23 protein-coding genes are annotated in these 21192 nt (G+C 39.3%); all 23 read left to right on the top strand.

All coding sequences use genetic code 11. From position 1 onward, the window contains the following. The first annotated feature begins 50 nt into the window (after positions 1-50). The gene (gene rpoC, locus MY533_RS21385) at positions 51-3737 is read left to right on the top strand and encodes a DNA-directed RNA polymerase subunit beta' (protein WP_305883970.1); all 3687 of its coding nucleotides are present in this window, start codon (positions 51-53) and stop codon (positions 3735-3737) included. Between the two features lie 139 nt (positions 3738-3876). Further along, positions 3877-4125 (top strand): ribosomal L7Ae/L30e/S12e/Gadd45 family protein, encoded by a 249-nt coding sequence (locus MY533_RS21380; protein ID WP_132362679.1) that lies wholly within the window; start codon positions 3877-3879, stop codon positions 4123-4125. A 98-nt stretch (positions 4126-4223) separates the two neighbouring features. Further along, positions 4224-4643 (top strand): 30S ribosomal protein S12, encoded by a 420-nt coding sequence (gene rpsL, locus MY533_RS21375; RefSeq protein ID WP_010860613.1) that lies wholly within the window; start codon positions 4224-4226, stop codon positions 4641-4643. A gap of 146 nt (positions 4644-4789) precedes the next feature. Beyond that, the gene (gene rpsG / locus MY533_RS21370; protein WP_132362681.1) at positions 4790-5260 is read left to right on the top strand and encodes a 30S ribosomal protein S7; all 471 of its coding nucleotides are present in this window, start codon (positions 4790-4792) and stop codon (positions 5258-5260) included. Between the two features lie 42 nt (positions 5261-5302). Further along, positions 5303-7381 carry an elongation factor G gene (gene fusA, locus MY533_RS21365; RefSeq protein WP_248717490.1) on the top strand — a complete coding sequence of 693 codons (2079 nt, stop codon included), beginning with the start codon at positions 5303-5305 and terminating at the stop codon, positions 7379-7381. Between the two features lie 139 nt (positions 7382-7520). Further along, positions 7521-8708 (top strand): elongation factor Tu, encoded by a 1188-nt coding sequence (gene tuf, locus MY533_RS21360; protein ID WP_132362685.1) that lies wholly within the window; start codon positions 7521-7523, stop codon positions 8706-8708. Between the two features lie 583 nt (positions 8709-9291). Further along, positions 9292-9975: a response regulator transcription factor gene (locus MY533_RS21355; protein ID WP_248719269.1), complete on the top strand. Its 684-nt coding sequence runs from the start codon at positions 9292-9294 to the stop codon at positions 9973-9975. Between the two features lie 6 nt (positions 9976-9981). After that, positions 9982-10998, top strand: a complete 1017-nt coding sequence (locus MY533_RS21350) for a sensor histidine kinase (protein WP_248717489.1) — start codon at positions 9982-9984, stop codon at positions 10996-10998. Between the two features lie 96 nt (positions 10999-11094). After that, positions 11095-11856, top strand: a complete 762-nt coding sequence (locus MY533_RS21345; protein ID WP_248717488.1) for an ABC transporter ATP-binding protein — start codon at positions 11095-11097, stop codon at positions 11854-11856. Then, complete coding sequence (locus MY533_RS21340; protein ID WP_248717487.1) at positions 11846-13834, top strand: FtsX-like permease family protein; 1989 nt, start codon at positions 11846-11848, stop codon at positions 13832-13834. The genes MY533_RS21345 and MY533_RS21340 overlap by 11 nt, the downstream gene beginning before the upstream one ends. Before the next feature lie 165 nt (positions 13835-13999). Continuing rightward, positions 14000-15316, top strand: a complete 1317-nt coding sequence (locus MY533_RS21335) for a Na+/H+ antiporter family protein (protein ID WP_248717486.1) — start codon at positions 14000-14002, stop codon at positions 15314-15316. A 369-nt stretch (positions 15317-15685) separates the two neighbouring features. Then, the gene (rpsJ, locus tag MY533_RS21330; protein ID WP_004233624.1) at positions 15686-15994 is read left to right on the top strand and encodes a 30S ribosomal protein S10; all 309 of its coding nucleotides are present in this window, start codon (positions 15686-15688) and stop codon (positions 15992-15994) included. A gap of 46 nt (positions 15995-16040) precedes the next feature. Further along, entirely contained in the window at positions 16041-16670 is a 630-nt protein-coding gene (gene rplC / locus MY533_RS21325) for a 50S ribosomal protein L3 (RefSeq protein ID WP_132362697.1), read from the top strand. Between the two features lie 26 nt (positions 16671-16696). Then, positions 16697-17320 carry a 50S ribosomal protein L4 gene (gene rplD / locus MY533_RS21320; protein ID WP_012296062.1) on the top strand — a complete coding sequence of 208 codons (624 nt, stop codon included), beginning with the start codon at positions 16697-16699 and terminating at the stop codon, positions 17318-17320. Continuing rightward, entirely contained in the window at positions 17320-17604 is a 285-nt protein-coding gene (gene rplW / locus MY533_RS21315) for a 50S ribosomal protein L23 (protein ID WP_053482811.1), read from the top strand. The genes rplD and rplW overlap by 1 nt, the downstream gene beginning before the upstream one ends. 47 nt (positions 17605-17651) lie before the next feature. After that, entirely contained in the window at positions 17652-18482 is an 831-nt protein-coding gene (gene rplB, locus MY533_RS21310) for a 50S ribosomal protein L2 (RefSeq protein ID WP_036124661.1), read from the top strand. A 60-nt stretch (positions 18483-18542) separates the two neighbouring features. Beyond that, positions 18543-18821 (top strand): 30S ribosomal protein S19, encoded by a 279-nt coding sequence (gene rpsS, locus MY533_RS21305; RefSeq protein WP_036151954.1) that lies wholly within the window; start codon positions 18543-18545, stop codon positions 18819-18821. Between the two features lie 22 nt (positions 18822-18843). After that, complete coding sequence (gene rplV, locus MY533_RS21300; RefSeq protein ID WP_004233639.1) at positions 18844-19188, top strand: 50S ribosomal protein L22; 345 nt, start codon at positions 18844-18846, stop codon at positions 19186-19188. A 3-nt stretch (positions 19189-19191) separates the two neighbouring features. Beyond that, positions 19192-19845, top strand: coding sequence for a 30S ribosomal protein S3 (rpsC, locus tag MY533_RS21295; protein WP_049662850.1), 654 nt, complete (start codon positions 19192-19194; stop codon positions 19843-19845). Between the two features lies 1 nt (position 19846). Then, positions 19847-20281, top strand: coding sequence for a 50S ribosomal protein L16 (gene rplP / locus MY533_RS21290; RefSeq protein ID WP_054767906.1), 435 nt, complete (start codon positions 19847-19849; stop codon positions 20279-20281). Further along, the gene (gene rpmC / locus MY533_RS21285; protein ID WP_049662852.1) at positions 20271-20471 is read left to right on the top strand and encodes a 50S ribosomal protein L29; all 201 of its coding nucleotides are present in this window, start codon (positions 20271-20273) and stop codon (positions 20469-20471) included. Before rplP ends, rpmC begins: the two co-directional genes overlap by 11 nt. 18 nt (positions 20472-20489) lie before the next feature. Beyond that, the gene (gene rpsQ / locus MY533_RS21280) at positions 20490-20753 is read left to right on the top strand and encodes a 30S ribosomal protein S17 (protein ID WP_053482810.1); all 264 of its coding nucleotides are present in this window, start codon (positions 20490-20492) and stop codon (positions 20751-20753) included. Positions 20754-20796: 43 nt separating this feature from the next. Then, the gene (gene rplN, locus MY533_RS21275) at positions 20797-21165 is read left to right on the top strand and encodes a 50S ribosomal protein L14 (RefSeq protein WP_004233650.1); all 369 of its coding nucleotides are present in this window, start codon (positions 20797-20799) and stop codon (positions 21163-21165) included. The last annotated feature ends 27 nt before the right edge of the window (positions 21166-21192 follow it).

Genomic DNA, 21192 nt, shown 5'->3' with positions numbered 1-21192 from the left:
CTGCGTAAAAGAGTCTTTATAAAGACCTATACTAGAGGGAGGTAGGCTCCTTGATAGACGTTAATGAATTTGAATATATGAAAATTGGTTTAGCTTCTCCTGACAAGATCCGTTCTTGGTCATATGGTGAAGTTAAAAAACCTGAAACAATTAACTATCGTACTTTAAAACCAGAAAAAGATGGTTTATTCTGTGAGCGTATTTTCGGTCCAACAAAGGACTGGGAGTGTCATTGTGGTAAATACAAACGTGTACGTTATAAAGGCGTAGTTTGTGATCGTTGTGGCGTAGAAGTAACACGCGCCAAAGTTCGTCGTGAACGTATGGGCCACATCGAATTAGCAGCACCAGTATCTCATATCTGGTACTTCAAAGGTATTCCTAGCCGTATGGGTCTTATTTTAGATATGTCCCCACGTGCACTAGAAGAAGTAATTTACTTTGCTTCTTACGTTGTAATCGAACCAGGTGCTACAAACTTAGAAAGTAAACAACTACTTTCTGAAAAAGAGTACCGTGCATATCGCGAAAAATTCGGCAACACATTCGAAGCATCTATGGGTGCGGAAGCCATTAAAAAATTATTAGGCAAAATTGATCTGGAAGATGAAACTCATTCTTTAAAAGAAGAGTTAAAATCAGCACAAGGTCAACGTCGTACACGTGCGATTAAACGTCTTGAAGTTGTTGAATCATTCCGTAACTCAGGTAACTCTCCTGAATGGATGATTTTAGATGTACTACCGGTTATTCCGCCAGAGCTTCGTCCAATGGTGCAATTAGATGGTGGTCGTTTTGCAACTTCTGACTTAAATGATTTATATCGTCGTGTAATCAACCGTAATAACCGTTTAAAACGTTTACTAGACCTTGGTGCACCAAGTATCATCGTACAAAACGAAAAACGTATGTTACAAGAAGCTGTTGATGCATTAATCGATAACGGTCGTCGTGGTCGTCCTGTAACAGGTCCTGGTAACCGTCCATTAAAATCACTTTCACATATGCTGAAAGGTAAACAAGGTCGTTTCCGTCAAAACTTACTTGGTAAACGTGTTGACTACTCTGGTCGTTCGGTTATCGTAGTAGGTCCAAACTTAAAAATGTATCAATGTGGTCTACCAAAAGAAATGGCAATTGAGCTATTTAAGCCTTTCGTAATGAAAGAGTTAGTAGAACGTGGTCTTGCTCATAATATTAAATCTGCTAAACGTAAAATCGAGCGTTTGAACAACGATGTATGGGACGTTTTAGAAGATGTCATTCGTGAGCATCCAGTATTACTAAACCGTGCACCTACGCTTCACCGTCTTGGTATTCAAGCGTTTGAACCAACACTAGTTGAGGGTCGTGCTATTCGTCTTCACCCATTAGTATGTACAGCTTATAACGCTGACTTCGATGGTGACCAAATGGCGGTTCACGTACCATTATCAGCAGAAGCACAAGCAGAAGCTCGTCTTCTAATGCTTGCTGCACAAAACATCCTGAACCCGAAAGACGGGAAACCAGTTGTAACACCATCTCAAGATATGGTATTAGGAAACTACTACTTAACACTTGAACGTGAAGCAGCTCGCGGCGAAGGAACAACTTTCTATGGACCAAACGAAGTATTAATTGCGTATGATACAGGTCATGTTCATTTGCATACTCGTATTGCGATTAAAGCAAGTTCGTTAAATAACCCAACATTTACTGAGGAACAAAATAATATGTTCTTATTAACGACTGTTGGTAAAGTAATCTTTAACGAAATCTTGCCTAAATCATTCCCATACATTAATGAGCCAACTGCATTCAACTTAGAACAAGAAACACCAGACAAATACTTTGTTAATTTAACAATTGATGAAGAAACGTTAAAAGAGCTTGAGGCAGATGCAGCTTATAATGGGCTTGATGAAAAAGGTAAAGTTGATGCACAACGCACAGCTGTACTACGTAAATACTTTGCATCAGTACCAGTTGTAAACCCATTCCGTAAAAAATTCTTAGGTAATATCATTGCTGAAGTATTTAAACGTTTCCACATTACTGAAACGTCTAAAATGCTTGACCGTATGAAGAACCTAGGATTCAAATATTCAACACGTGCTGGTATCACTGTAGGTGTATCTGACATCGTCGTATTACCAGACAAAGGTGAAATTTTAGCGGTAGCTCAAGAAAAAGTAGATAAAGTTCAAGCGCAATTCCGTCGTGGTTTCATCACGGAAGATGAGCGTTATGATCGCGTTATCTCAAGCTGGAGTGCTGCGAAAGATGAAATTCAATCGAAGCTGATGAAGTCGCTTGAGAAAACAAACCCAATCTTTATGATGTCTGACTCAGGTGCCCGTGGTAACGCATCTAACTTTACACAGTTAGCTGGTATGCGTGGTCTGATGGCCAACCCGGCTGGTCGTATCATCGAACTTCCAATTAAATCTTCATTCCGTGAAGGTTTAACGGTATTAGAGTATTTCATCTCTACTCACGGTGCTCGTAAAGGTCTTGCCGATACAGCCCTAAAAACGGCCGATTCAGGTTACTTAACACGTCGTCTTGTTGACGTAGCACAAGATGTTATCGTTCGTGAGGATGACTGTGGAACTGACCGCGGTTTAACAATCGGTGCGTTAATGGAAGGCACAGAGCTAATTGAAGCATTAGATGAACGTATTATCGGTCGTCATACGAAGAAAACAATTATGCATCCAGAAACAGGCGAAGTTATCTTAGAAAAAGATGGCTTAATCGATCAAGATATCGCTCGTGCGGTGATCGAGGCTGGTATCGAGGAAGTAACAATCCGTTCAGCATTCACATGTAATACAAAACATGGTGTATGTAAAAAATGTTACGGCATGAACTTGGCAACAGGTGAAAAGGTTGAAGTTGGGGAAGCAGTTGGTATTATTGCGGCTCAATCAATCGGTGAACCAGGTACACAGTTAACGATGCGTACATTCCATACTGGTGGGGTTGCCGGTGACGATATTACACAAGGTCTTCCACGTATCCAAGAGATCTTCGAAGCACGTAATCCAAAAGGTCAATCTGTTATTACAGAAATTACTGGTACTGTTTCGGATGTCACTGAAATCCGTGAAGGTCTAAAAGAAATTACAATTCAAGGTGACGTAGAAACTCGTAAATATCAAGCACCTTATAATGCACGTCTAAAAGTTGTCGAAGGTGACACAGTAGAACGTGGTCAAGTTTTAACAGAGGGTTCTATCGATCCAAAACAATTATTAAAAGTAAAAGACGTTTCAACAGTTCAAGAATATTTATTAAAAGAAGTACAAAAAGTATACCGTATGCAAGGGGTAGAAATTGGAGACAAACATATCGAGGTAATGGTTCGCCAAATGCTTCGTAAAGTTCGTGTAATCGAAGCTGGTGACACTGAATTATTACCAGGTTCATTACTAGATATTCACCAATTCACAGAGGCAAACGTAGATGCTGTTATGAATGGCAAAAACCCTGCGACTTGTCGCCCTGTAATTCTAGGTATTACAAAAGCTTCTCTTGAAACAGAATCATTCTTATCTGCTGCATCATTCCAAGAAACAACTCGTGTGTTAACGGATGCTGCTATTAAAGGTAAACGTGATGAGCTTCTAGGATTAAAAGAAAACGTAATTATCGGTAAGCTTGTTCCTGCAGGTACTGGTATGCAACGTTATCGTCAAATCCGTATCGAAAAAGATGAGCTTGACACAGAAGATCTAGTTTCTGCTGAATAATTTTAAAATAAGTACCGAAGAGATGTGTTTTAAATCATCTCTTCGGACTTTTTAAAGATATTAGTTGACAGTCGAAATTGGTAATGATAATATATTGAAGGTTGATAGTTAACTGTTCTGTACTTCGGAGGATATGAAAATGTCTTATGATAAAGTAAGGGCAAGTCAAACAATCATAGGTACAAAGCAAGCAGTAAAAGCAATGCAAGCTGGTTCAGTGAAAGAACTTTTTGTGGCACTTGATGCAGACAATTGGGTAACCGATTCGGCCATATCTTTCGCGAGAGAAATCGGTATACCAGTTATTCTTGTTGAGTCCAAAAAGGAACTGGGCAAGGCCTGTGGAATCCATGTTGGAGCTGCGGTAGTTGCGATTACTGTAGAGTAGTTTTTGTGTATTAAACACAAAGACTTTGTTTTTACCCAAAAAATGAACCACCTGGATGTGTGGTATTAACAAGGAATAAATGAAGGGAGGAAATATCGATGCCTACAATTAACCAATTAGTACGTAAGCCTCGTCAATCTAAAATCACGAAATCAAAATCACCAGCGTTAAACAAAGGATATAACTCATTTAAAAAATCTTTAACTGACGTTAAATCTCCACAAAAACGCGGAGTTTGTACTCGTGTGGGTACAATGACACCTCGTAAACCAAACTCAGCGTTACGTAAATACGCTCGTGTACGTTTAACTAACCAAATCGAGGTTACAGCTTATATCCCAGGTGAAGGCCACAACCTACAAGAGCACAGTGTTGTTCTTATCCGTGGCGGACGCGTAAAAGACTTAGCGGGTGTTCGTTACCATATCGTACGTGGAGCTCTTGATACAGCTGGTGTAAACGGTCGTTTACAATCACGTTCTAAATACGGAACAAAACGCCCTAAAGAAAAAAAATAATTTAACATTATTAAGCGTTGCTTAATAATAAGCATAAGTTTGTCGCAAATTTCTAATCTTGCTAGCAGATTGGAATTTTTTGCGGCAAATATAGCAAGACAATGTTTTTAAAATAAATCGATAACTATTCGAAAGGAGGAAAACACATGCCTCGTAAAGGTCCTGTTTCCAAACGTGACGTGTTACCAGATCCAATTTATAGTTCAAAACTAGTAACTCGTTTAATTAATAAAATGATGGTTGATGGTAAAAGAGGTACTTCTCAAAAGATTTTATACGGTGCGTTCGATCTAGTTAAAGAACGTTCTGGTCAAAATCCAATTGAAGTATTCGAAGCTGCTCTAAATAACGTAATGCCAGTTCTTGAAGTACGTGCTCGCCGTGTTGGTGGTTCTAACTACCAAGTGCCAGTAGAAGTACGTCCAGAACGCCGTACAACTTTAGGTCTTCGTTACCTAGTTAACTACGCTCGTCTTCGTGGTGAAAAAACGATGGAAGAACGTTTAGCTAACGAAATCCTTGATGCTTCTAACAACACAGGTGCATCAGTTAAAAAACGTGAAGATATGCACAAAATGGCAGAAGCGAACAAAGCATTCGCTCACTACCGTTGGTAATCTAAACATCGCATAAGCCCAATATGGAAGGAGAAATACCTTATGAAACGCGAATTCTCTCTAGAGAATACTCGTAATATTGGGATCATGGCTCACATTGATGCTGGTAAAACAACAACTACTGAGCGTATCCTTTATTACACAGGTAAGATTCACAAAATCGGTGAAACTCACGAAGGCGCTTCTCAAATGGACTGGATGGAACAAGAGCAAGAACGTGGTATCACAATCACTTCTGCTGCGACAACAGCTCAATGGAACGGCCACCGTGTAAACATCATCGATACTCCTGGACACGTAGACTTCACTGTAGAAGTTGAACGTTCACTACGCGTACTTGATGGTGCTGTAACAGTTCTTGATGCTCAATCTGGTGTTGAACCTCAAACTGAAACAGTATGGCGTCAAGCTACAACTTACGGCGTTCCACGTATCGTGTTCATTAACAAAATGGATAAAACAGGTGCAGACTTCCTATATTCTGTAGGAACTCTACACGAACGTTTACAAGCAAACGCTCACCCTATCCAATTACCTATCGGAGCTGAAGATCAGTTCTCAGCAATCATTGACTTAGTTGAAATGAAAGCTACTTTCTACGGCGACGAAAAAGGTACAGCAGTGACTCATGGTGAAATTCCTGAAGAGCACCGCGCACAAGCTGAAGAATACCGTGAAAAATTAATCGATGCTGTTGCAAGTGTTGATGAAGAAATCATGGAAAAATATTTAGAAGGCGAAGAAATTTCTGTTGCTGAACTTAAAGCGGCTATCCGTCGTGCTACGATCGCAGTAGAATTTTACCCAGTAATCTGTGGTACAGCATTCAAACATAAAGGCGTACGCCCAATGTTAGATGCAGTTATCGATTACTTACCATCTCCACTAGATGTACCAGCAATCAAAGGTACTGATGTTGATGGTGACGAAGAATTAGAACGTCATTCTTCTGATGAAGAGCCATTCTCAGCTCTTGCATTCAAAGTTATGACTGACCCATTCGTAGGTAAATTAACTTTCTTCCGTGTGTACTCTGGAACTTTAGAATCAGGTTCATACGTACAAAACTCTTCTAAAGGTAAACGTGAGCGTGTAGGTCGTATCCTACAAATGCACGCAAACTCTCGTGAAGAGATTTCTAAAGTATTTGCTGGGGACATCGCAGCAGCAGTAGGTCTTAAAGATACTACTACTGGTGATACTCTATGTGACGAGAAAAACCTAGTTATTCTTGAATCAATGGAATTCCCTGAGCCAGTAATTTCTCTTTCTGTAGAACCAAAATCAAAAGCTGACCAAGATAAAATGGGTCAAGCTTTACAAAAACTTCAAGAAGAGGATCCAACTTTCCGTGCTCATACTGACACAGAAACTGGTCAAACAATCATCTCAGGTATGGGTGAGCTTCACCTTGATATCTTAGTTGACCGTATGCGCCGTGAATTTAAAGTAGAAGCTAACGTAGGTGCTCCAATGGTATCTTACCGTGAAACATTCCGTAGCTCTGCAAAAGTTCAAGGTAAATTCACTCGCCAATCTGGTGGTCGTGGACAATATGGTGACGTAACGATTGAGTTCTCTCCAAATGAAGAAGGTAAAGGCTTTGAATTCGAAAACGCTATCGTTGGTGGTGTAGTACCTCGTGAATACATTCCTGCTGTAGAAGCTGGTCTTCGTGACTCTCTTGAACGCGGTGTAGTAGCTGGTTACCCACTAATCGACATTAAAGCGAAATTAGTATTCGGTTCTTACCATGACGTTGACTCGAATGAGATGGCGTTCAAAATCGCTGCATCTATGGCTCTTAAAGAAGCTGCTAAACAATGTGACGCAGTTATCTTAGAACCAATGATGAAAGTAGAAGTTGTCATTCCAGAAGAATACCTTGGTGATATCATGGGTAACATTACTTCTCGTCGCGGACGCGTTGAGGGTATGGAAGCTCGCGGTAACTCTCAAGTTGTTCGTGCAATGGTTCCACTATCGGAAATGTTTGGTTATGCAACAACTCTTCGTTCAGCAACACAAGGTCGTGGTGTATTCTCAATGACATTTGATCATTATGAAGAAGTACCAAAATCAATCGCTGCTGAAATCGTCAAAAAAAATAAAGGTGAATAATTGAATTTTCATCTTGCATAAAGTATAACTAATTTGTAAGCTATGATTGTGGGATGGCGGATGGGCCCGTTCGCCATCAGCAATCATTCTATAAATTTTTAAAAAATATAAACATATAATTTTGAGGAGGCAATCTCTAATGGCTAAAGAAAAATTCGACCGTTCAAAAACGCATGCTAACATTGGTACAATCGGACACGTTGACCATGGTAAAACTACTTTAACTGCTGCTATCGCAACAGTTCTTTCTAAAAAAATGGGTGGGGAAGCTAAATCATACGCTGATATCGATAACGCTCCAGAAGAAAAAGAACGTGGTATCACAATCAATACTTCTCACGTAGAGTATGAAACTACAACTCGTCACTATGCACACGTTGACTGCCCAGGACACGCTGACTATGTTAAAAACATGATCACTGGTGCTGCTCAAATGGACGGCGGTATCTTAGTAGTATCTGCTGCTGACGGCCCAATGCCACAAACTCGTGAACACATCCTTTTATCTCGTCAAGTAGGTGTTCCATACTTAGTAGTATTCATGAACAAATGTGATATGGTAGACGACGAAGAATTATTAGAATTAGTAGAAATGGAAATCCGTGACCTACTTTCTGAATATGACTTCCCAGGTGATGATCTTCCTGTAATCAAAGGTTCTGCTCTTAAAGCTCTTGAAGGTGAAGCAGAATGGGAAGAAAAAATCGTTGAATTAATGGACGCTGTAGATGCTTACATCCCAACTCCAGAACGTCAAACTGACAAACCATTCATGATGCCAGTAGAGGACGTATTCTCTATCACTGGTCGTGGTACAGTTGCAACTGGCCGTGTTGAACGTGGTCAAGTTAAAGTTGGTGACGTTGTTGAAATCATCGGTATCACTGAAGAAGCTAAATCTACAACTGTAACTGGTGTAGAAATGTTCCGTAAATTATTAGACTACGCTGAAGCTGGTGACAACATCGGTGCTTTACTTCGTGGTGTAGCTCGTGAAGAAATCCAACGTGGTCAAGTATTAGCTAAACCAGGCTCAATCACTCCACACACTAACTTCAAAGCTGAAGTTTATGTTTTATCAAAAGAAGAGGGTGGCCGTCATACTCCATTCTTCTCTAACTACCGTCCTCAGTTCTACTTCCGTACAACTGACGTAACAGGTATCTGTAACTTACCAGAAGGCGTTGAAATGGTAATGCCTGGCGATAACATCGAAATGACAGTAGAACTTATCGCTCCAATCGCTCTTGAAGAAGGTACTAAATTCTCTATCCGTGAGGGTGGCCGTACTGTAGGCGCTGGTGTAGTTGCTTCTATCCAAAAATAATTTTAGCGCAAGCTAATTTTCCAAACCAATCTGTAGGGACGCTTACAGATTGGTTTTTTTTGTGTTAAAATATGTAAAGAATATTTGGTAATCTTAGTTGAATTAGATTATTTTATGTATACATAATGGATGAAATATCAAAAAGAAGTAGAAATATCGATTTTTTACGAAACCGCTAGAGGTGAAAGCTAGTCCTAGAGACATCCGCCGAAAGTTTTAACTTCTTTCAACGGATGTTTGGACAGCTGTATAAGAAGTTGAAATTAAAAGGCAATGTAGCATGTAGAGTATAGAATCGCACCCCTTTTAAGTACTATTAACCGTTTAATAATTCATCTTTAAAAAGTTAGGATAATATTTGTTAAAAACGTATGATATATATAAATTGGTTGGAGTGGAGGCTGGGCGACTCCTCGGGGATCAGCGTCACAGATGAGGCCCTGGAGCGAGCAAAACGAGTGAAGCGGCTCATCGGACGCCTCCAGGAAAGCGCCCAGTCGGAGCGGAAATCAACCTCACGTTATGACGATTAGCTTATTTAATACATAAGAACATTTTATGGAAGGAGAATTTGCATATGGAAATGAAACTATTGCTAATTGAAGACGATCCATCAATTTTCGAAATGATTCAGACACGCTTTGCACAGTGGTCGCTTCAGGTTGTGGGTCCAAAAGATTTTCAAAAGGTAATGGATGATTTTATTGAACAAAAGCCACAGCTTGTATTGATTGATATTCAGCTTCCAGCCTATGATGGTTTTCATTGGTGTCGCGAAATACGTCATATCTCAAAGGTACCAATTCTCTTTCTATCTTCACGAGACCACCCAATGGATATGGTCATGGCAATGCAAATGGGGGCGGATGACTTTGTACAAAAGCCTTTCCATATGGAAGTATTACTGGCAAAGGTACAAGCCATTTTACGTCGTACATATGATTATATAGAAGAATCTATGGATGTCACACGGTTTAATGGTGCAATCATTGACTATGCACGCAGTGAAATAATGTATGAGGGTAACCTTGCCTCGCTAACGAAAAATGAACTCTTTATTTTACGTATTTTAGTGGAGAAGGCTGATCAAATAGTTTCAAGAGATGATTTAATGAGAAAGTTATGGGATGATGAGCGCTTTGTTAATGATAATACATTGTCGGTAAATGTTAATCGGTTACGTAGTAAACTTGAGGATATAGGTTTACAAGAAGCAATTTTAACTAAAAAGGGACTTGGTTATATGGCTGTAACACAAGGGAAGTGAGTGACAATGCTAATTTTATTTTTAAGAGAACGCCTCGCTTGGATAGGCTTTTTTGCTTTTATCATCGTTATGATCAACGTTTTATTTTCTTTAGACGCTGGTTTAGAGGGAATATCTATTTGGTATATGAATACTAGTGTGCTTATTAGTTTTATGATCTTTCTTTTTTGGCGATATAAACTAGAAGTAAGACAGTTAAAGGATTTCCTGGGAAATGTGGAAAGTCAACTCGATGCTGTGCATAGCAAAAGTATGACGTTATCACCTTTTCAAGTAGCATACTTAACGAAAATTGAAGATGTATTTTATGACAAGAATACAGAGTTAAATCAAGCGAAGGTACAGCTTCAAGAATATTCCGATGAACTGCTAGCGTGGGTTCATGAGGTTAAGGCGCCTTTAACTTCAATTAATTTAATGCTGGATCACGTAGAAGATTTGACACTACGTCGTAAATTAGAGACGGAGTGGTTAAGACTACATTTATTAGTCGATCAGCAGCTACACCAAACACGTTTAACTTCTATTGAAAAAGATAATTATTTGACAGAGATCGAGCTAAGAACTGTGGTCTATAAGGAAATAAGAGCTATGCAAGCATGGTGTATTGAAAAAGGTATTGGTTTCGATGTTGAAGCGTTAACAGTGACAGTGATGACAGATGGAAAATGGCTAGGCTTTATAATCCGACAAATTCTGTCCAATGCGATTAAATATAGTCCTGCAAATTCAGAGGTACTAATTTTTACGGAAGGAGATGCTACTGGAGCGACATTACTACATATAAAAGATGCGGGTATTGGCATTCGTAAGGAGGATTTACCTCGAATCTTTCATAAGTCGTATACTGGGACAGCCGGTAGAGAGTCTGCCCAATCAACAGGTATGGGTCTATACTTAGCGCATAACGTGGCACAGAAAATCGGCGTTCGTATAACTGTCCAATCCAGTGTAGGTGAAGGCTCGATATTTACATTACGTTTTCCATTACAAAATGAATATGTCAAACTAACAGGTAGATGACGAAATTGTCACCTACCTTTTTATATTGTCATGTAAAACACACGAATTGGAGACGTAGACAGGGTACACTTGAACTATAGAAAGGGGCGTTTACAAGTGGCAGTTTTAATTGGTCGTAAAGTAAAAAAAGTATATGGCAAAAAATCAACAGCCCAAGAGGTATTAAAGGGTATTGATTTAGAAGTTAATAAAGGTGAATTTGTTGGTATTATGGGACCTTCAGGCTCTGGGAAGACAACACTTTTAAATGTTTTGTGTTCGATTGACTTTGCTACAGAAGGTGTTATTGAAATAAATGGTCAAAACTTACGTGGTATGAAGGAGAAGGCATTAGCTAATTTCCGTCGTGAGCAATTGGGGTTCATATTCCAAGATTATAATTTATTAGATACGCTAACGGTAAAAGAAAATATTTTACTACCATTAGCTATTGGTCGGCTACCAAAGACTGTGGCAGAGAGTCGCTTAAAAGAGCTTACTCATTTATTAGGTATTACGGAAATTTTAAATAAATATCCAAATGAAATATCGGGTGGTCAAAAGCAACGTACATCGGCAGCGCGTGCACTAATTACGAATCCGTCGCTTGTATTCGCTGATGAACCTACAGGCGCACTTGACTCAAAATCAGCTACTGCACTTTTAAAAAATCTACAAAGTATTAATGAGTCAAAAAAAGCAACGATTATGATGGTTACGCACGATGCAGTAGCAGCGAGTTTTTGTACACGTGTTTTATTTTTAAAGGACGGACTCATTTATAGTGAGCTATATAAAGGAGATAAAACGAGACAGGCATTTTTCCAAGAAATCATGCATACGCAAAGTGTGCTAGGCGGTGACGGCTATGAGTCTTAGTAAACTCGTATTGCGCAGTATGAAGAAAAATATGAAGCATTATTATTTATATTTTTTCGCACTTATTTTTAGTGTTACTTTATATTTTTCTTTTGTGACATTGCAAAATAATGCTGAAGTGCTGGCTACAGTAGAGGAGAGCGGTACAGCCACAGCGGGTTTTGCTGCGGCAACATATATGCTGTACTTTATTGTTTTGTTTTTCGTACTTTATGCAAATCATCTATTTATGAAGCGTCGCAGTAAGGAAATAGGCTTGTATCAGCTAATAGGAATGACAAAGGGGCTTATCGTTCGCTTATTAGCGGTAGAAAGTATCCTATTATTTGTCGGTGCGGTCGTTATAGGTATGCTTGTAGGGTTCTTTAGTTCGCGTTTATTTGCAATGATTTTACTACGCGTACTCGAAAAAGAAGCACTTGTGACGATGACATTTAGTACAGAGGCTTTACAGAAGTCTATCGTAGTATTTGCCATTCTACTAGTCATTGTACTCGTGCAAATGGCTTGGATGATTTACCGTGTATCATTACTATCATTATTCAGTGCTTCTAAGCAAGCCGATGAGCGCGTGAAACGTTTTAGCCCATTACAAATGGTTATCGGCTTTTTAGGACTTGTATTTATTGTATATGGCTACTATGCATCAACTAAGCTTTTCGATATTAACTCTCAGGGTAATTTAACGCTAAATATGATTATTATTTTAGCAACTACCATTGGCGGAACGTTCCTTGTTTTCCGTTTCTCTGTAGCATTTATTATGAATTCAATTCGTCTTAAGAAAAATGGACATTTGGCTGTGCGTGATGTTTTAGCACTAACACCGATAATGCATCGCATGAAAGGTAATGCGAAATCATTAACGCTTATAACGGTTTTAACGGGTGTTTCACTTGGGGTTACAACATTAGCATATATAGCTTATTATTCAACAGGCTCGTCGTCATATAGCCAAGTGCCTGCAGATTATATTTTACTTGAAGATCACGGTCAGGAGTTCTTAAAGGAACTTGAAGAAAATAATATAGCTTTTGATAAAATAGAGTACCGAACACAGAGTGTTTTAGCTTCATTTTCACAATTATTATCTGAAAGTCAGCAAAATGCAGATAATCCCCTTTATGGTGCAGAAGGAAGCATTACTACAATTCCACTTTCTGATTATCAACAAATAGTTCCTGAAGCTTCCATTTCGGGTTACGACGTTATTTTAACAAACTATGGTGGCTATATGGCAGAAATGTTTCCGCTTGAAAAGGATCGTGATGTAGATGTCACTATAGGAGGACCGGAGAAAACTAAGAAAGAGACGCTTCATGTTAAAGAGGTGCGGCATGAAAGTATTATAAGTGGCGCTATAACTGGTGGGCCTGGAGGACCGGTTTTCGTAGTTCCAGACGCATTGTTTGAAGAATTAGCTACTTACAATGTATCTGATTTGTTGTATAAACAAACTTCTATTAACCTAAAGAATAAAAATGACTTAGCCCTAGCGGAGAATTTATATGATGAGAGTACGCATGTGAAAGAAAATGGGGCTGTTGTTTATAATCCATCCTATATACAGTCCTATGAAAAACAACGTAAGGGGAATATCGAAACATTAGGAATAACGATATTTACAGCAGCATTTTTAGGCTTAGCATTTTTAATGACAACTGGAAGTATCTTATACTTTAAGCAAATGTCTGAGGCTGAAGAGGAGCGAGGCTCTTATACGATATTAAGAAAGATTGGCTTCGCCGAAAAAGATATTATGAAAGGTATATATATGAAACAAGCCTTTAATTTTGGTGTTCCATTAATAATAGGGCTGCTCCATAGTTACTTTGCTGTAAAGTCAGGATGGTTTTTATTCGGCTCAGAGTTAACTGCACCATTATGGATTGCTATGAGCTGCTATATAGCGTTATACGCTATTTTCGCTATACTTTCCGTCGGCTATTATAAAAAAGTCATTCGTGAATCACTATAATAGGAAGAAATCTAAAACAGTATGATTATTTAAGATCATACTGTTTTTTGCGTCGTCAAAATTTAGAAGATTATTATAGGGCTATAAAAATATCTTGACTTTCAATTGTTAGACAGTTAAAGTTTAACGTATTAGTAATCTAGTGTACGAAAGTGGAGTGTTGAAATGAACGCAGTAATTGTGGCAGTAGCTGTCATGTTAATATTAAGCTTGCTCCGTATCAATGTTGTTCTTTCTCTTGTGTTGGGGGCCTTTGCGGGTGGTCTAACAAGCGGCATGGGTATAGAAGCAACCGTAAAATCATTTACAGAAGGGTTAGGGGCAGGCGCAACGATTGCTTTAAGCTATGGGTTGCTTGGTGGTTTTGCTATTGCCATTTCCAAAACAGGAATTCCTGAATTAATGATTGCATGGATTTTAAAGATATTAAATAAAAACGGTACAAGTAATCGAAAAGGTTTAGTAAAGGTTTTAATCTTCTTACTAATCTTTATGATGTCTATTTTCTCTCAAAATTTAATTCCAATTCATATAGCCTTTATCCCATTATTGATACCGCCACTCTTAAAAGTTTTAAATATGCTAGAAGTTGATCGACGAATTATCGCAACATTAATTGCTGTTGGTTTAATAGGGACATATAGTTTCGTTCCTGCTGGCTTCGGAGCGATATTCCAAGACATTGTCTCAATGCAAGTATCTAAGGCTGGTATGGAAGTATCCTCACGTGATGTACCAGCAGCGATGGCTATACCCGTTCTAGGGATGCTAATTGGGTTATGTGTAGCCTTTTTCGTTTACCGAAAGCCTCGACAATATCAAAATAATGATGTAGAGACAGAGTCTTTAAATGTAAATGTTAGTAAGTTTGTTATTATCTCAACGACTGTGGCTTTAATTATTTCTCTATGCGCACAAATTTATACTGATTCGATGATTGTAGGTGCTTTTGCAGGCATTATGATTATGTATTTCACTGGTGCACTTAAATGGAAAGAAGCAGATGAGATTCTTTCAGAAGGAATGAAGATGATGGCCTTTATTGGTTTCGTTATGATCGCAGCAAATGGCTTTGCATCTGTTATTAACGCCACAGGTCATATAGATAGCTTAATTAATGGTTCGATAAACATTCTTCAAGGGAATACGAGTCTAGCTATATTGATTATGTTAGTCATTGGTTTAATTGTGACGATGGGAATCGGATCTTCCTTTGCGACAGTACCAATTATCGCGACCTTATTTGTTCCTCTTGCACAAGGGCTGGGATTGAGTCCTTTGGCGATTATTTGTCTAATAGGTACAGCAGGTGCTTTAGGTGATGCGGGCTCTCCTGCTTCAGATTCTACTCTTGGACCTACTGCTGGTTTAAATGTAGATGGACAGCATAATCACATTTGGGATACATGTGTACCAACGTTCATTTTTATTAACATCCCACTTATTATATTTGGCTGGATTGCATGTGTGTTCTTCTTATAAAGTAATAGTATGAGCGGTCTCTAACTATTAGAGACTGCTTTTTTTATATATTGATACTATTTAATTGTTAGAAATGTGCGAAAACGTTGGTGTAATTGCCTTATATGTTGCAAAGTACATTGAAATTTTATATACTAGTAAACGGCTTAGATAAGCGAGAAATATTAGTAGTAAGAATATCTGCAACATTTAAAAGAATTTAGCGAAAAGCCTTGCTTATTCTTTTTTTATTGTGTATAATGTTGAATGTTGGTCTTTGACTGCGATGAAACGAGAGGTTGCCGACACACCCGGCCGCTTTGCCATGGCGGTGTGTGGGAAAATTTTCGTGGAGAATGTCTAGAAAATAGGCGAGAAGGAGGGAAAATAATGGCAAAACAAAAGATTCGTATTCGTTTAAAAGCGTATGATCACCGTATTTTAGATCAGTCTGCTGAGAAAATTGTGGAAACTGCAAAACGTTCAGGTGCAAGTGTATCAGGTCCGATTCCACTTCCAACTGAGAAGTCTGTGTACACAATTCTTCGTGCGGTTCACAAGTACAAAGATTCTCGTGAACAATTCGAAATGCGTACGCATAAACGTCTGATCGATATCGTTAACCCAACACCACAAACTGTTGATGCGTTAATGAAACTTGATTTACCATCTGGCGTTGATATCGAAATCAAACTTTAATGGTAAAAAAATATAACTTTTTTAAAACTTACAGGAGGTGTGACAAATGGCTAAAGGAATCTTAGGTAGAAAAATTGGTATGACACAAGTTTTCGCTGAAAACGGCGATTTAATCCCGGTAACAGTTATCGAAGCTGCTCCAAACGTAGTTCTTCAAAAGAAAACTGTTGAAACAGACGGCTACGAAGCAATCCAAGTTGGTTTTGAAGACAAGCGTGTTAAGCTTTCTAACAAACCAGAACAAGGTCACGTAGCAAAAGCGAACACTGCTCCTAAGCGCTTCATCCGTGAATTCCGCAACGTAAACGTTGAAGAATACGAAGTTGGTCAAGAAGTCAAAGTAGAAATTTTCGCAGAAGGCGATGTAATTGATGTAACAGGTGTTACTAAAGGTAAAGGTTTCCAAGGTGTAATTAAACGCCATGGTCAATCTCGTGGTCCTATGGCCCACGGTTCTCGTTACCACCGTCGTCCTGGTTCAATGGGTCCAGTTGCTCCGAACCGCGTATTCAAACAAAAGAAATTACCTGGTCAAATGGGTGGCACTGTAGTTACAATCCAAAACTTAGAAATCGTGAAAGTTGATGCGGAACGTAACTTACTACTTGTTAAAGGTAATGTTCCTGGTTCTAAAAAAGCTCTAGTTACAGTTAAAACTGCAATTAAAGCTAAGTAATCACCTAAGGAAAGGAGGAAACAGGAATGACAAAAGTATCTGTACTTAGTCAAACAGGTGCTTCAGTTGGTGAAATCGAATTAAACGATGCGATTTTTGGAATCGAGCCAAATGAAGCAGTATTATTCGACGCTGTAGTAGCACAACGCGCTTCTCTTCGTCAAGGTAATCACAAGGTTAAAAACCGTTCTGAAGTTGCTGGTGGTGGTCGTAAACCATGGCGTCAAAAAGGAACTGGTCGTGCTCGTCAAGGTTCTATCCGTTCTCCACAATGGCGCGGTGGTGGTATCGTATTCGGTCCAACTCCACGTAGCTACTCTTATAAATTACCTAAAAAAGTTCGCCGCTTAGCTCTTAAATCAGCTTTATCAGCTAAAGTAGTAGAACAAAACTTCTTAGTTCTTGATGCTCTTACATTAGCAGCACCAAAAACAAAAGAATTCACAAAAATCCTTAAAGATCTTTCTTTAGAGAAAAAATCTTTATTCGTAACTGCTGACCTAGATGAAAACGTAGCATTATCTGCTCGTAACATCCCTGGTGTAACAGTTTTAACTGCAAATGGAATCAATGTTCTTGATCTATTAGGTCATGAAAAAGTTGTATTCACAAAATCTGCAGTAGAAAAAGTTGAGGAGGTGCTTGGATAATGGAAGCACGTGATATTTTAAAACGTCCGGTCATTACTGAGCGTTCTTCAGAACTTATGGCAGAGAAAAAGTATACTTTCGAAGTAGACACTCGCGCTAACAAAACTCAAGTAAAAGACGCTGTAGAAGAAATCTTTGGTGTAACAGTTGAGAAAGTAAACGTTCTTAACTACAAAGGTAAATTCAAACGCGTAGGCCGTTACGGTGGTTACACTAACAAACGTCGTAAAGCGATTGTTAAATTAACTGCTGATAGCAAAGAAATCGAATTATTCGAAATGTAATCCTTTATGGATTTATGATTTGAACAATCAAGAAGGAGGGAAACACAATGGCGATTAAAAAGTATAAACCTACCTCTAATGGTCGTCGTAATATGACGTCTTTAGACTTTGCGGAAATTACAACTAACAAGCCTGAGAAATCATTGCTTGAACCAACTAAACGCAAAGCTGGTCGTAATAACCAAGGTAAAATCACTGTTCGTCATCATGGCGGTGGACATAAGAAGCAATACCGTGTTATCGATTTCAAACGTGTAAAAGATGGCATTCCGGCTAAAGTTGCTACTATCGAATATGATCCAAACCGTTCTGCGAATATCGCATTAATCAACTACGCTGATGGAGCAAAAGCTTACATCTTAGCACCAAAAGGTCTAGAGGTTGGTCAAACAATCGTATCTGGTCCAGATGCTGATATTAAAGTAGGTAACGCATTACCATTAGCAAACATTCCAATGGGTACTACAATCCATAACATCGAGTTAAAACCTGGTAAGGGTGGACAATTAGTACGTTCTGCAGGTACTTCTGCTCAAGTACTTGGTCGTGAAGACAAATACGTAATCGTTCGTCTACAATCTGGTGAAGTACGTTTAGTGTTAGCTACTTGCCGCGCTACAATCGGTCAAGTTGGTAACGAACAACACGAACTAGTACACATCGGTAAAGCAGGTCGTAGCCGTTGGTTAGGTAAACGCCCAGAAGTTCGTGGTTCTGTAATGAACCCTAACGATCACCCACACGGTGGTGGTGAAGGACGTTCTCCAATCGGACGTAAATCACCAATGACTCCTTGGGGTAAACCAGCACTTGGTTACAAAACTCGCAAGAAGAAAAACAAATCGGATAAATTCATCATCCGTAGTCGTAAAAAATAAAGTGGTTAAACTACGGTTCTATGTGAGAGCCGTGGTGGAATCACGGAGGGAGGTTCCTACATGGGTCGCAGCTTGAAAAAAGGACCTTTTGTCGATGACCACTTAATGAAAAAAGTGGAGGCGCAAGAGGCTTCTGAGAAAAAACAAGTTATTAAAACTTGGTCACGCCGTTCTACAATCTTCCCGAACTTCATCGGTTTAACGATTGCTGTTTATGATGGACGTAAACACGTTCCTGTATACGTAACAGAAGATATGGTTGGCCACAAACTTGGTGAGTTCGCACCGACACGTGCTTACAAAGGTCACGGTGCAGACGACAAGAAAACAAGACGCTAATTTTGAGAGGAGGTAAATCCTAATGACACAAGCTAAAGCTATCGCTCGTACTGTTCGCATTGCTCCTCGTAAAGTACGCCTAGTTGTAGACTTAATCCGAGGCAAGCAAGTTGGTGAGGCAGTTGCAATTTTACGTCATACTCCAAAAGCGGCGTCTCCAGTCGTTGAAAAAGTATTAAAATCTGCAGTTGCTAACGCTGAGCATAACTACGATCTTGACATCAACTCTTTAGTAGTTTCTGAAGTTTTCGTTGATGAAGGTCCAACATTAAAACGTTTCCGTCCACGTGCACAAGGACGTGCAAGCGCAATTAACAAACGCACAAGCCACATCACACTAGTGGTATCTGAGAAGAAGGAGGGTTAATCCGTGGGTCAAAAAGTACATCCAATAGGACTGCGCGTTGGTATTATTCGTGACTGGGAGTCAAAATGGTACGCTGAAAAAGACTATGCAACTCTACTTCACGAAGACATCAAAGTGCGTAAATATATTGAAACGGCTCTTAAAGACGCTTCTGTTTCTAAAGTAGAAATCGAACGCGCTGCAAACCGTGTAAACATTACAATTCACACTGCGAAACCAGGTATGGTAATCGGTAAAGGTGGTTCTGAAGTTGAAAACCTTCGTAAATACCTTAGCGATTTAACTGGTAAACGTGTACACATCAACATTATCGAAATCAAACGTGCTGATCTTGACGCTCGTCTAGTAGCTGAAAACATCGCTCGTCAATTAGAAAACCGTGTATCATTCCGTCGTGCGCAAAAGCAAGCGATCCAACGCACAATTCGTGCTGGTGCAAAAGGAATTAAAACACAAGTATCTGGTCGTTTAGGTGGCGCTGATATCGCGCGTGCTGAACACTATAGTGAAGGAACTGTTCCACTTCATACTCTACGTGCTGACATCGACTATGCACACGCAGAAGCTGACACTACTTACGGTAAATTAGGCGTTAAAGTATGGATCTACCGTGGTGAAGTTCTTCCTACGAAGAAATCTGTGGAAGGAGGCAAATAATATGTTATTGCCTAAACGCGTAAAATACCGTCGTGAACACCGCGGAAACATGCGTGGCGAAGCGAAAGGCGGCAAAGAAGTATCTTTCGGCGAATGGGGCTTACAAGCTCAAACAGCTAGCTGGATTACTAACCGTCAAATCGAATCTGCACGTATCGCGATGACTCGTTACATGAAACGTGGCGGTAAAGTTTGGATTAAAATCTTCCCACACAAACCTTACACTAAAAAACCTCTAGAAGTCCGCATGGGTTCTGGTAAAGGTTCTCCTGAAGGTTGGGTTGCAGTAGTAAAACCAGGAAAAGTAATGTTCGAAATCGCTGGTGTATCTGAAGAGGTTGCACGTGAAGCACTTCGTTTAGCATCACATAAGCTTCCTGTTAAATGTAAGATCGTAAAACGTCAAGAAACTGGTGGTGAATCTAATGAAAGCTAATGAAATCCGTGACCTTGCCACTTCTGAATTAGAGTTAAAAGTGAAATCACTGAAAGAAGAGCTTTTCAACCTTCGCTTCCAATTGGCGACTGGTCAATTAGAAAACACAGCTCGTATTCGTGAAGTGCGTAAAGCAATCGCGCGTATGAAAACTGTTATTCGTGAAAGAGAAATCAGTGCAAATAACTGATAAAGGAGGTTTTCAAGTATGACTGAGCGTAATCAACGCAAAGTTTACACGGGCCGCGTTGTTTCAGATAAAATGGACAAAACAATTTCTGTTTTAGTTGAAACTCACAAAAAGCACAAGCTTTATGGTAAACGTGTAAAATACTCTAAAAAGTTTAAGGCTCATGATGAGTTAAACACAGCGAAAATCGGTGATATCGTACGTATCATGGAAACTCGCCCGCTATCAGCTACTAAACGTTTCCGTCTAGTTGAAGTTGTAGAAAAAGCGGTTATTATTTAATAACTATTTCGGAACAACCAATTTCCGAAGGGAGGTAACCTAAGTGATCCAACAAGAAAGTCGTATGAAAGTTGCTGACAACTCAGGTGCACGTGAAGTTCTTACAATTAAAGTCCTTGGTGGCTCTGGCCGTAAAACTGCTAACATCGGTGATATCGTTGTTTGTACAGTTAAGAAAGCAACACCAGGTGGCGTTGTTAAGAAGGGTGACGTTGTTAAAGCTGTTATCGTTCGTACTAAATCAGGCGTACGTCGTAAAGATGGTACGTACATCAAATTTGATGAAAATGCTTGTGTAATTATTCGTGATGATAAATCACCACGCGGAACTCGTATTTTCGGACCTGTTGCACGTGAATTACGTGACAGCAACTTCATGAAAATCGTTTCTCTAGCTCCAGAAGTTCTTTAATTTCATGACAGTGCCAATCAAGGAGGT

Source organism: Lysinibacillus sp. Ag94, assembly GCF_023242215.1.
In the GTDB taxonomy this organism is placed as follows: domain Bacteria; phylum Bacillota; class Bacilli; order Bacillales_A; family Planococcaceae; genus Lysinibacillus.
This window is presented reverse-complemented; position numbering and strand designations above follow the sequence as displayed.

What these genes read in the sequence shown, in the direction of transcription:
- MY533_RS21380 (WP_132362679.1), top strand. Translation starts at nt 3,877, where the DNA reads ATGTCTTATGATAAAGTAAGGGCAAGTCAAACAATCATAGGTACAAAG.
- rpsL (WP_010860613.1), top strand. Translation starts at nt 4,224, where the DNA reads ATGCCTACAATTAACCAATTAGTACGTAAGCCTCGTCAATCTAAAATC.
- rpsG (WP_132362681.1), top strand. Translation starts at nt 4,790, where the DNA reads ATGCCTCGTAAAGGTCCTGTTTCCAAACGTGACGTGTTACCAGATCCA.
- fusA (WP_248717490.1), top strand. Translation starts at nt 5,303, where the DNA reads ATGAAACGCGAATTCTCTCTAGAGAATACTCGTAATATTGGGATCATG.
- tuf (WP_132362685.1), top strand. Translation starts at nt 7,521, where the DNA reads ATGGCTAAAGAAAAATTCGACCGTTCAAAAACGCATGCTAACATTGGT.
- MY533_RS21355 (WP_248719269.1), top strand. Translation starts at nt 9,292, where the DNA reads ATGAAACTATTGCTAATTGAAGACGATCCATCAATTTTCGAAATGATT.
- MY533_RS21350 (WP_248717489.1), top strand. Translation starts at nt 9,982, where the DNA reads ATGCTAATTTTATTTTTAAGAGAACGCCTCGCTTGGATAGGCTTTTTT.
- MY533_RS21340 (WP_248717487.1), top strand. Translation starts at nt 11,846, where the DNA reads ATGAGTCTTAGTAAACTCGTATTGCGCAGTATGAAGAAAAATATGAAG.
- MY533_RS21335 (WP_248717486.1), top strand. Translation starts at nt 14,000, where the DNA reads ATGAACGCAGTAATTGTGGCAGTAGCTGTCATGTTAATATTAAGCTTG.
- rpsJ (WP_004233624.1), top strand. Translation starts at nt 15,686, where the DNA reads ATGGCAAAACAAAAGATTCGTATTCGTTTAAAAGCGTATGATCACCGT.
- rplC (WP_132362697.1), top strand. Translation starts at nt 16,041, where the DNA reads ATGGCTAAAGGAATCTTAGGTAGAAAAATTGGTATGACACAAGTTTTC.
- rplD (WP_012296062.1), top strand. Translation starts at nt 16,697, where the DNA reads ATGACAAAAGTATCTGTACTTAGTCAAACAGGTGCTTCAGTTGGTGAA.
- rplW (WP_053482811.1), top strand. Translation starts at nt 17,320, where the DNA reads ATGGAAGCACGTGATATTTTAAAACGTCCGGTCATTACTGAGCGTTCT.
- rplB (WP_036124661.1), top strand. Translation starts at nt 17,652, where the DNA reads ATGGCGATTAAAAAGTATAAACCTACCTCTAATGGTCGTCGTAATATG.
- rpsS (WP_036151954.1), top strand. Translation starts at nt 18,543, where the DNA reads ATGGGTCGCAGCTTGAAAAAAGGACCTTTTGTCGATGACCACTTAATG.
- rplV (WP_004233639.1), top strand. Translation starts at nt 18,844, where the DNA reads ATGACACAAGCTAAAGCTATCGCTCGTACTGTTCGCATTGCTCCTCGT.
- rplP (WP_054767906.1), top strand. Translation starts at nt 19,847, where the DNA reads ATGTTATTGCCTAAACGCGTAAAATACCGTCGTGAACACCGCGGAAAC.
- rpmC (WP_049662852.1), top strand. Translation starts at nt 20,271, where the DNA reads ATGAAAGCTAATGAAATCCGTGACCTTGCCACTTCTGAATTAGAGTTA.
- rpsQ (WP_053482810.1), top strand. Translation starts at nt 20,490, where the DNA reads ATGACTGAGCGTAATCAACGCAAAGTTTACACGGGCCGCGTTGTTTCA.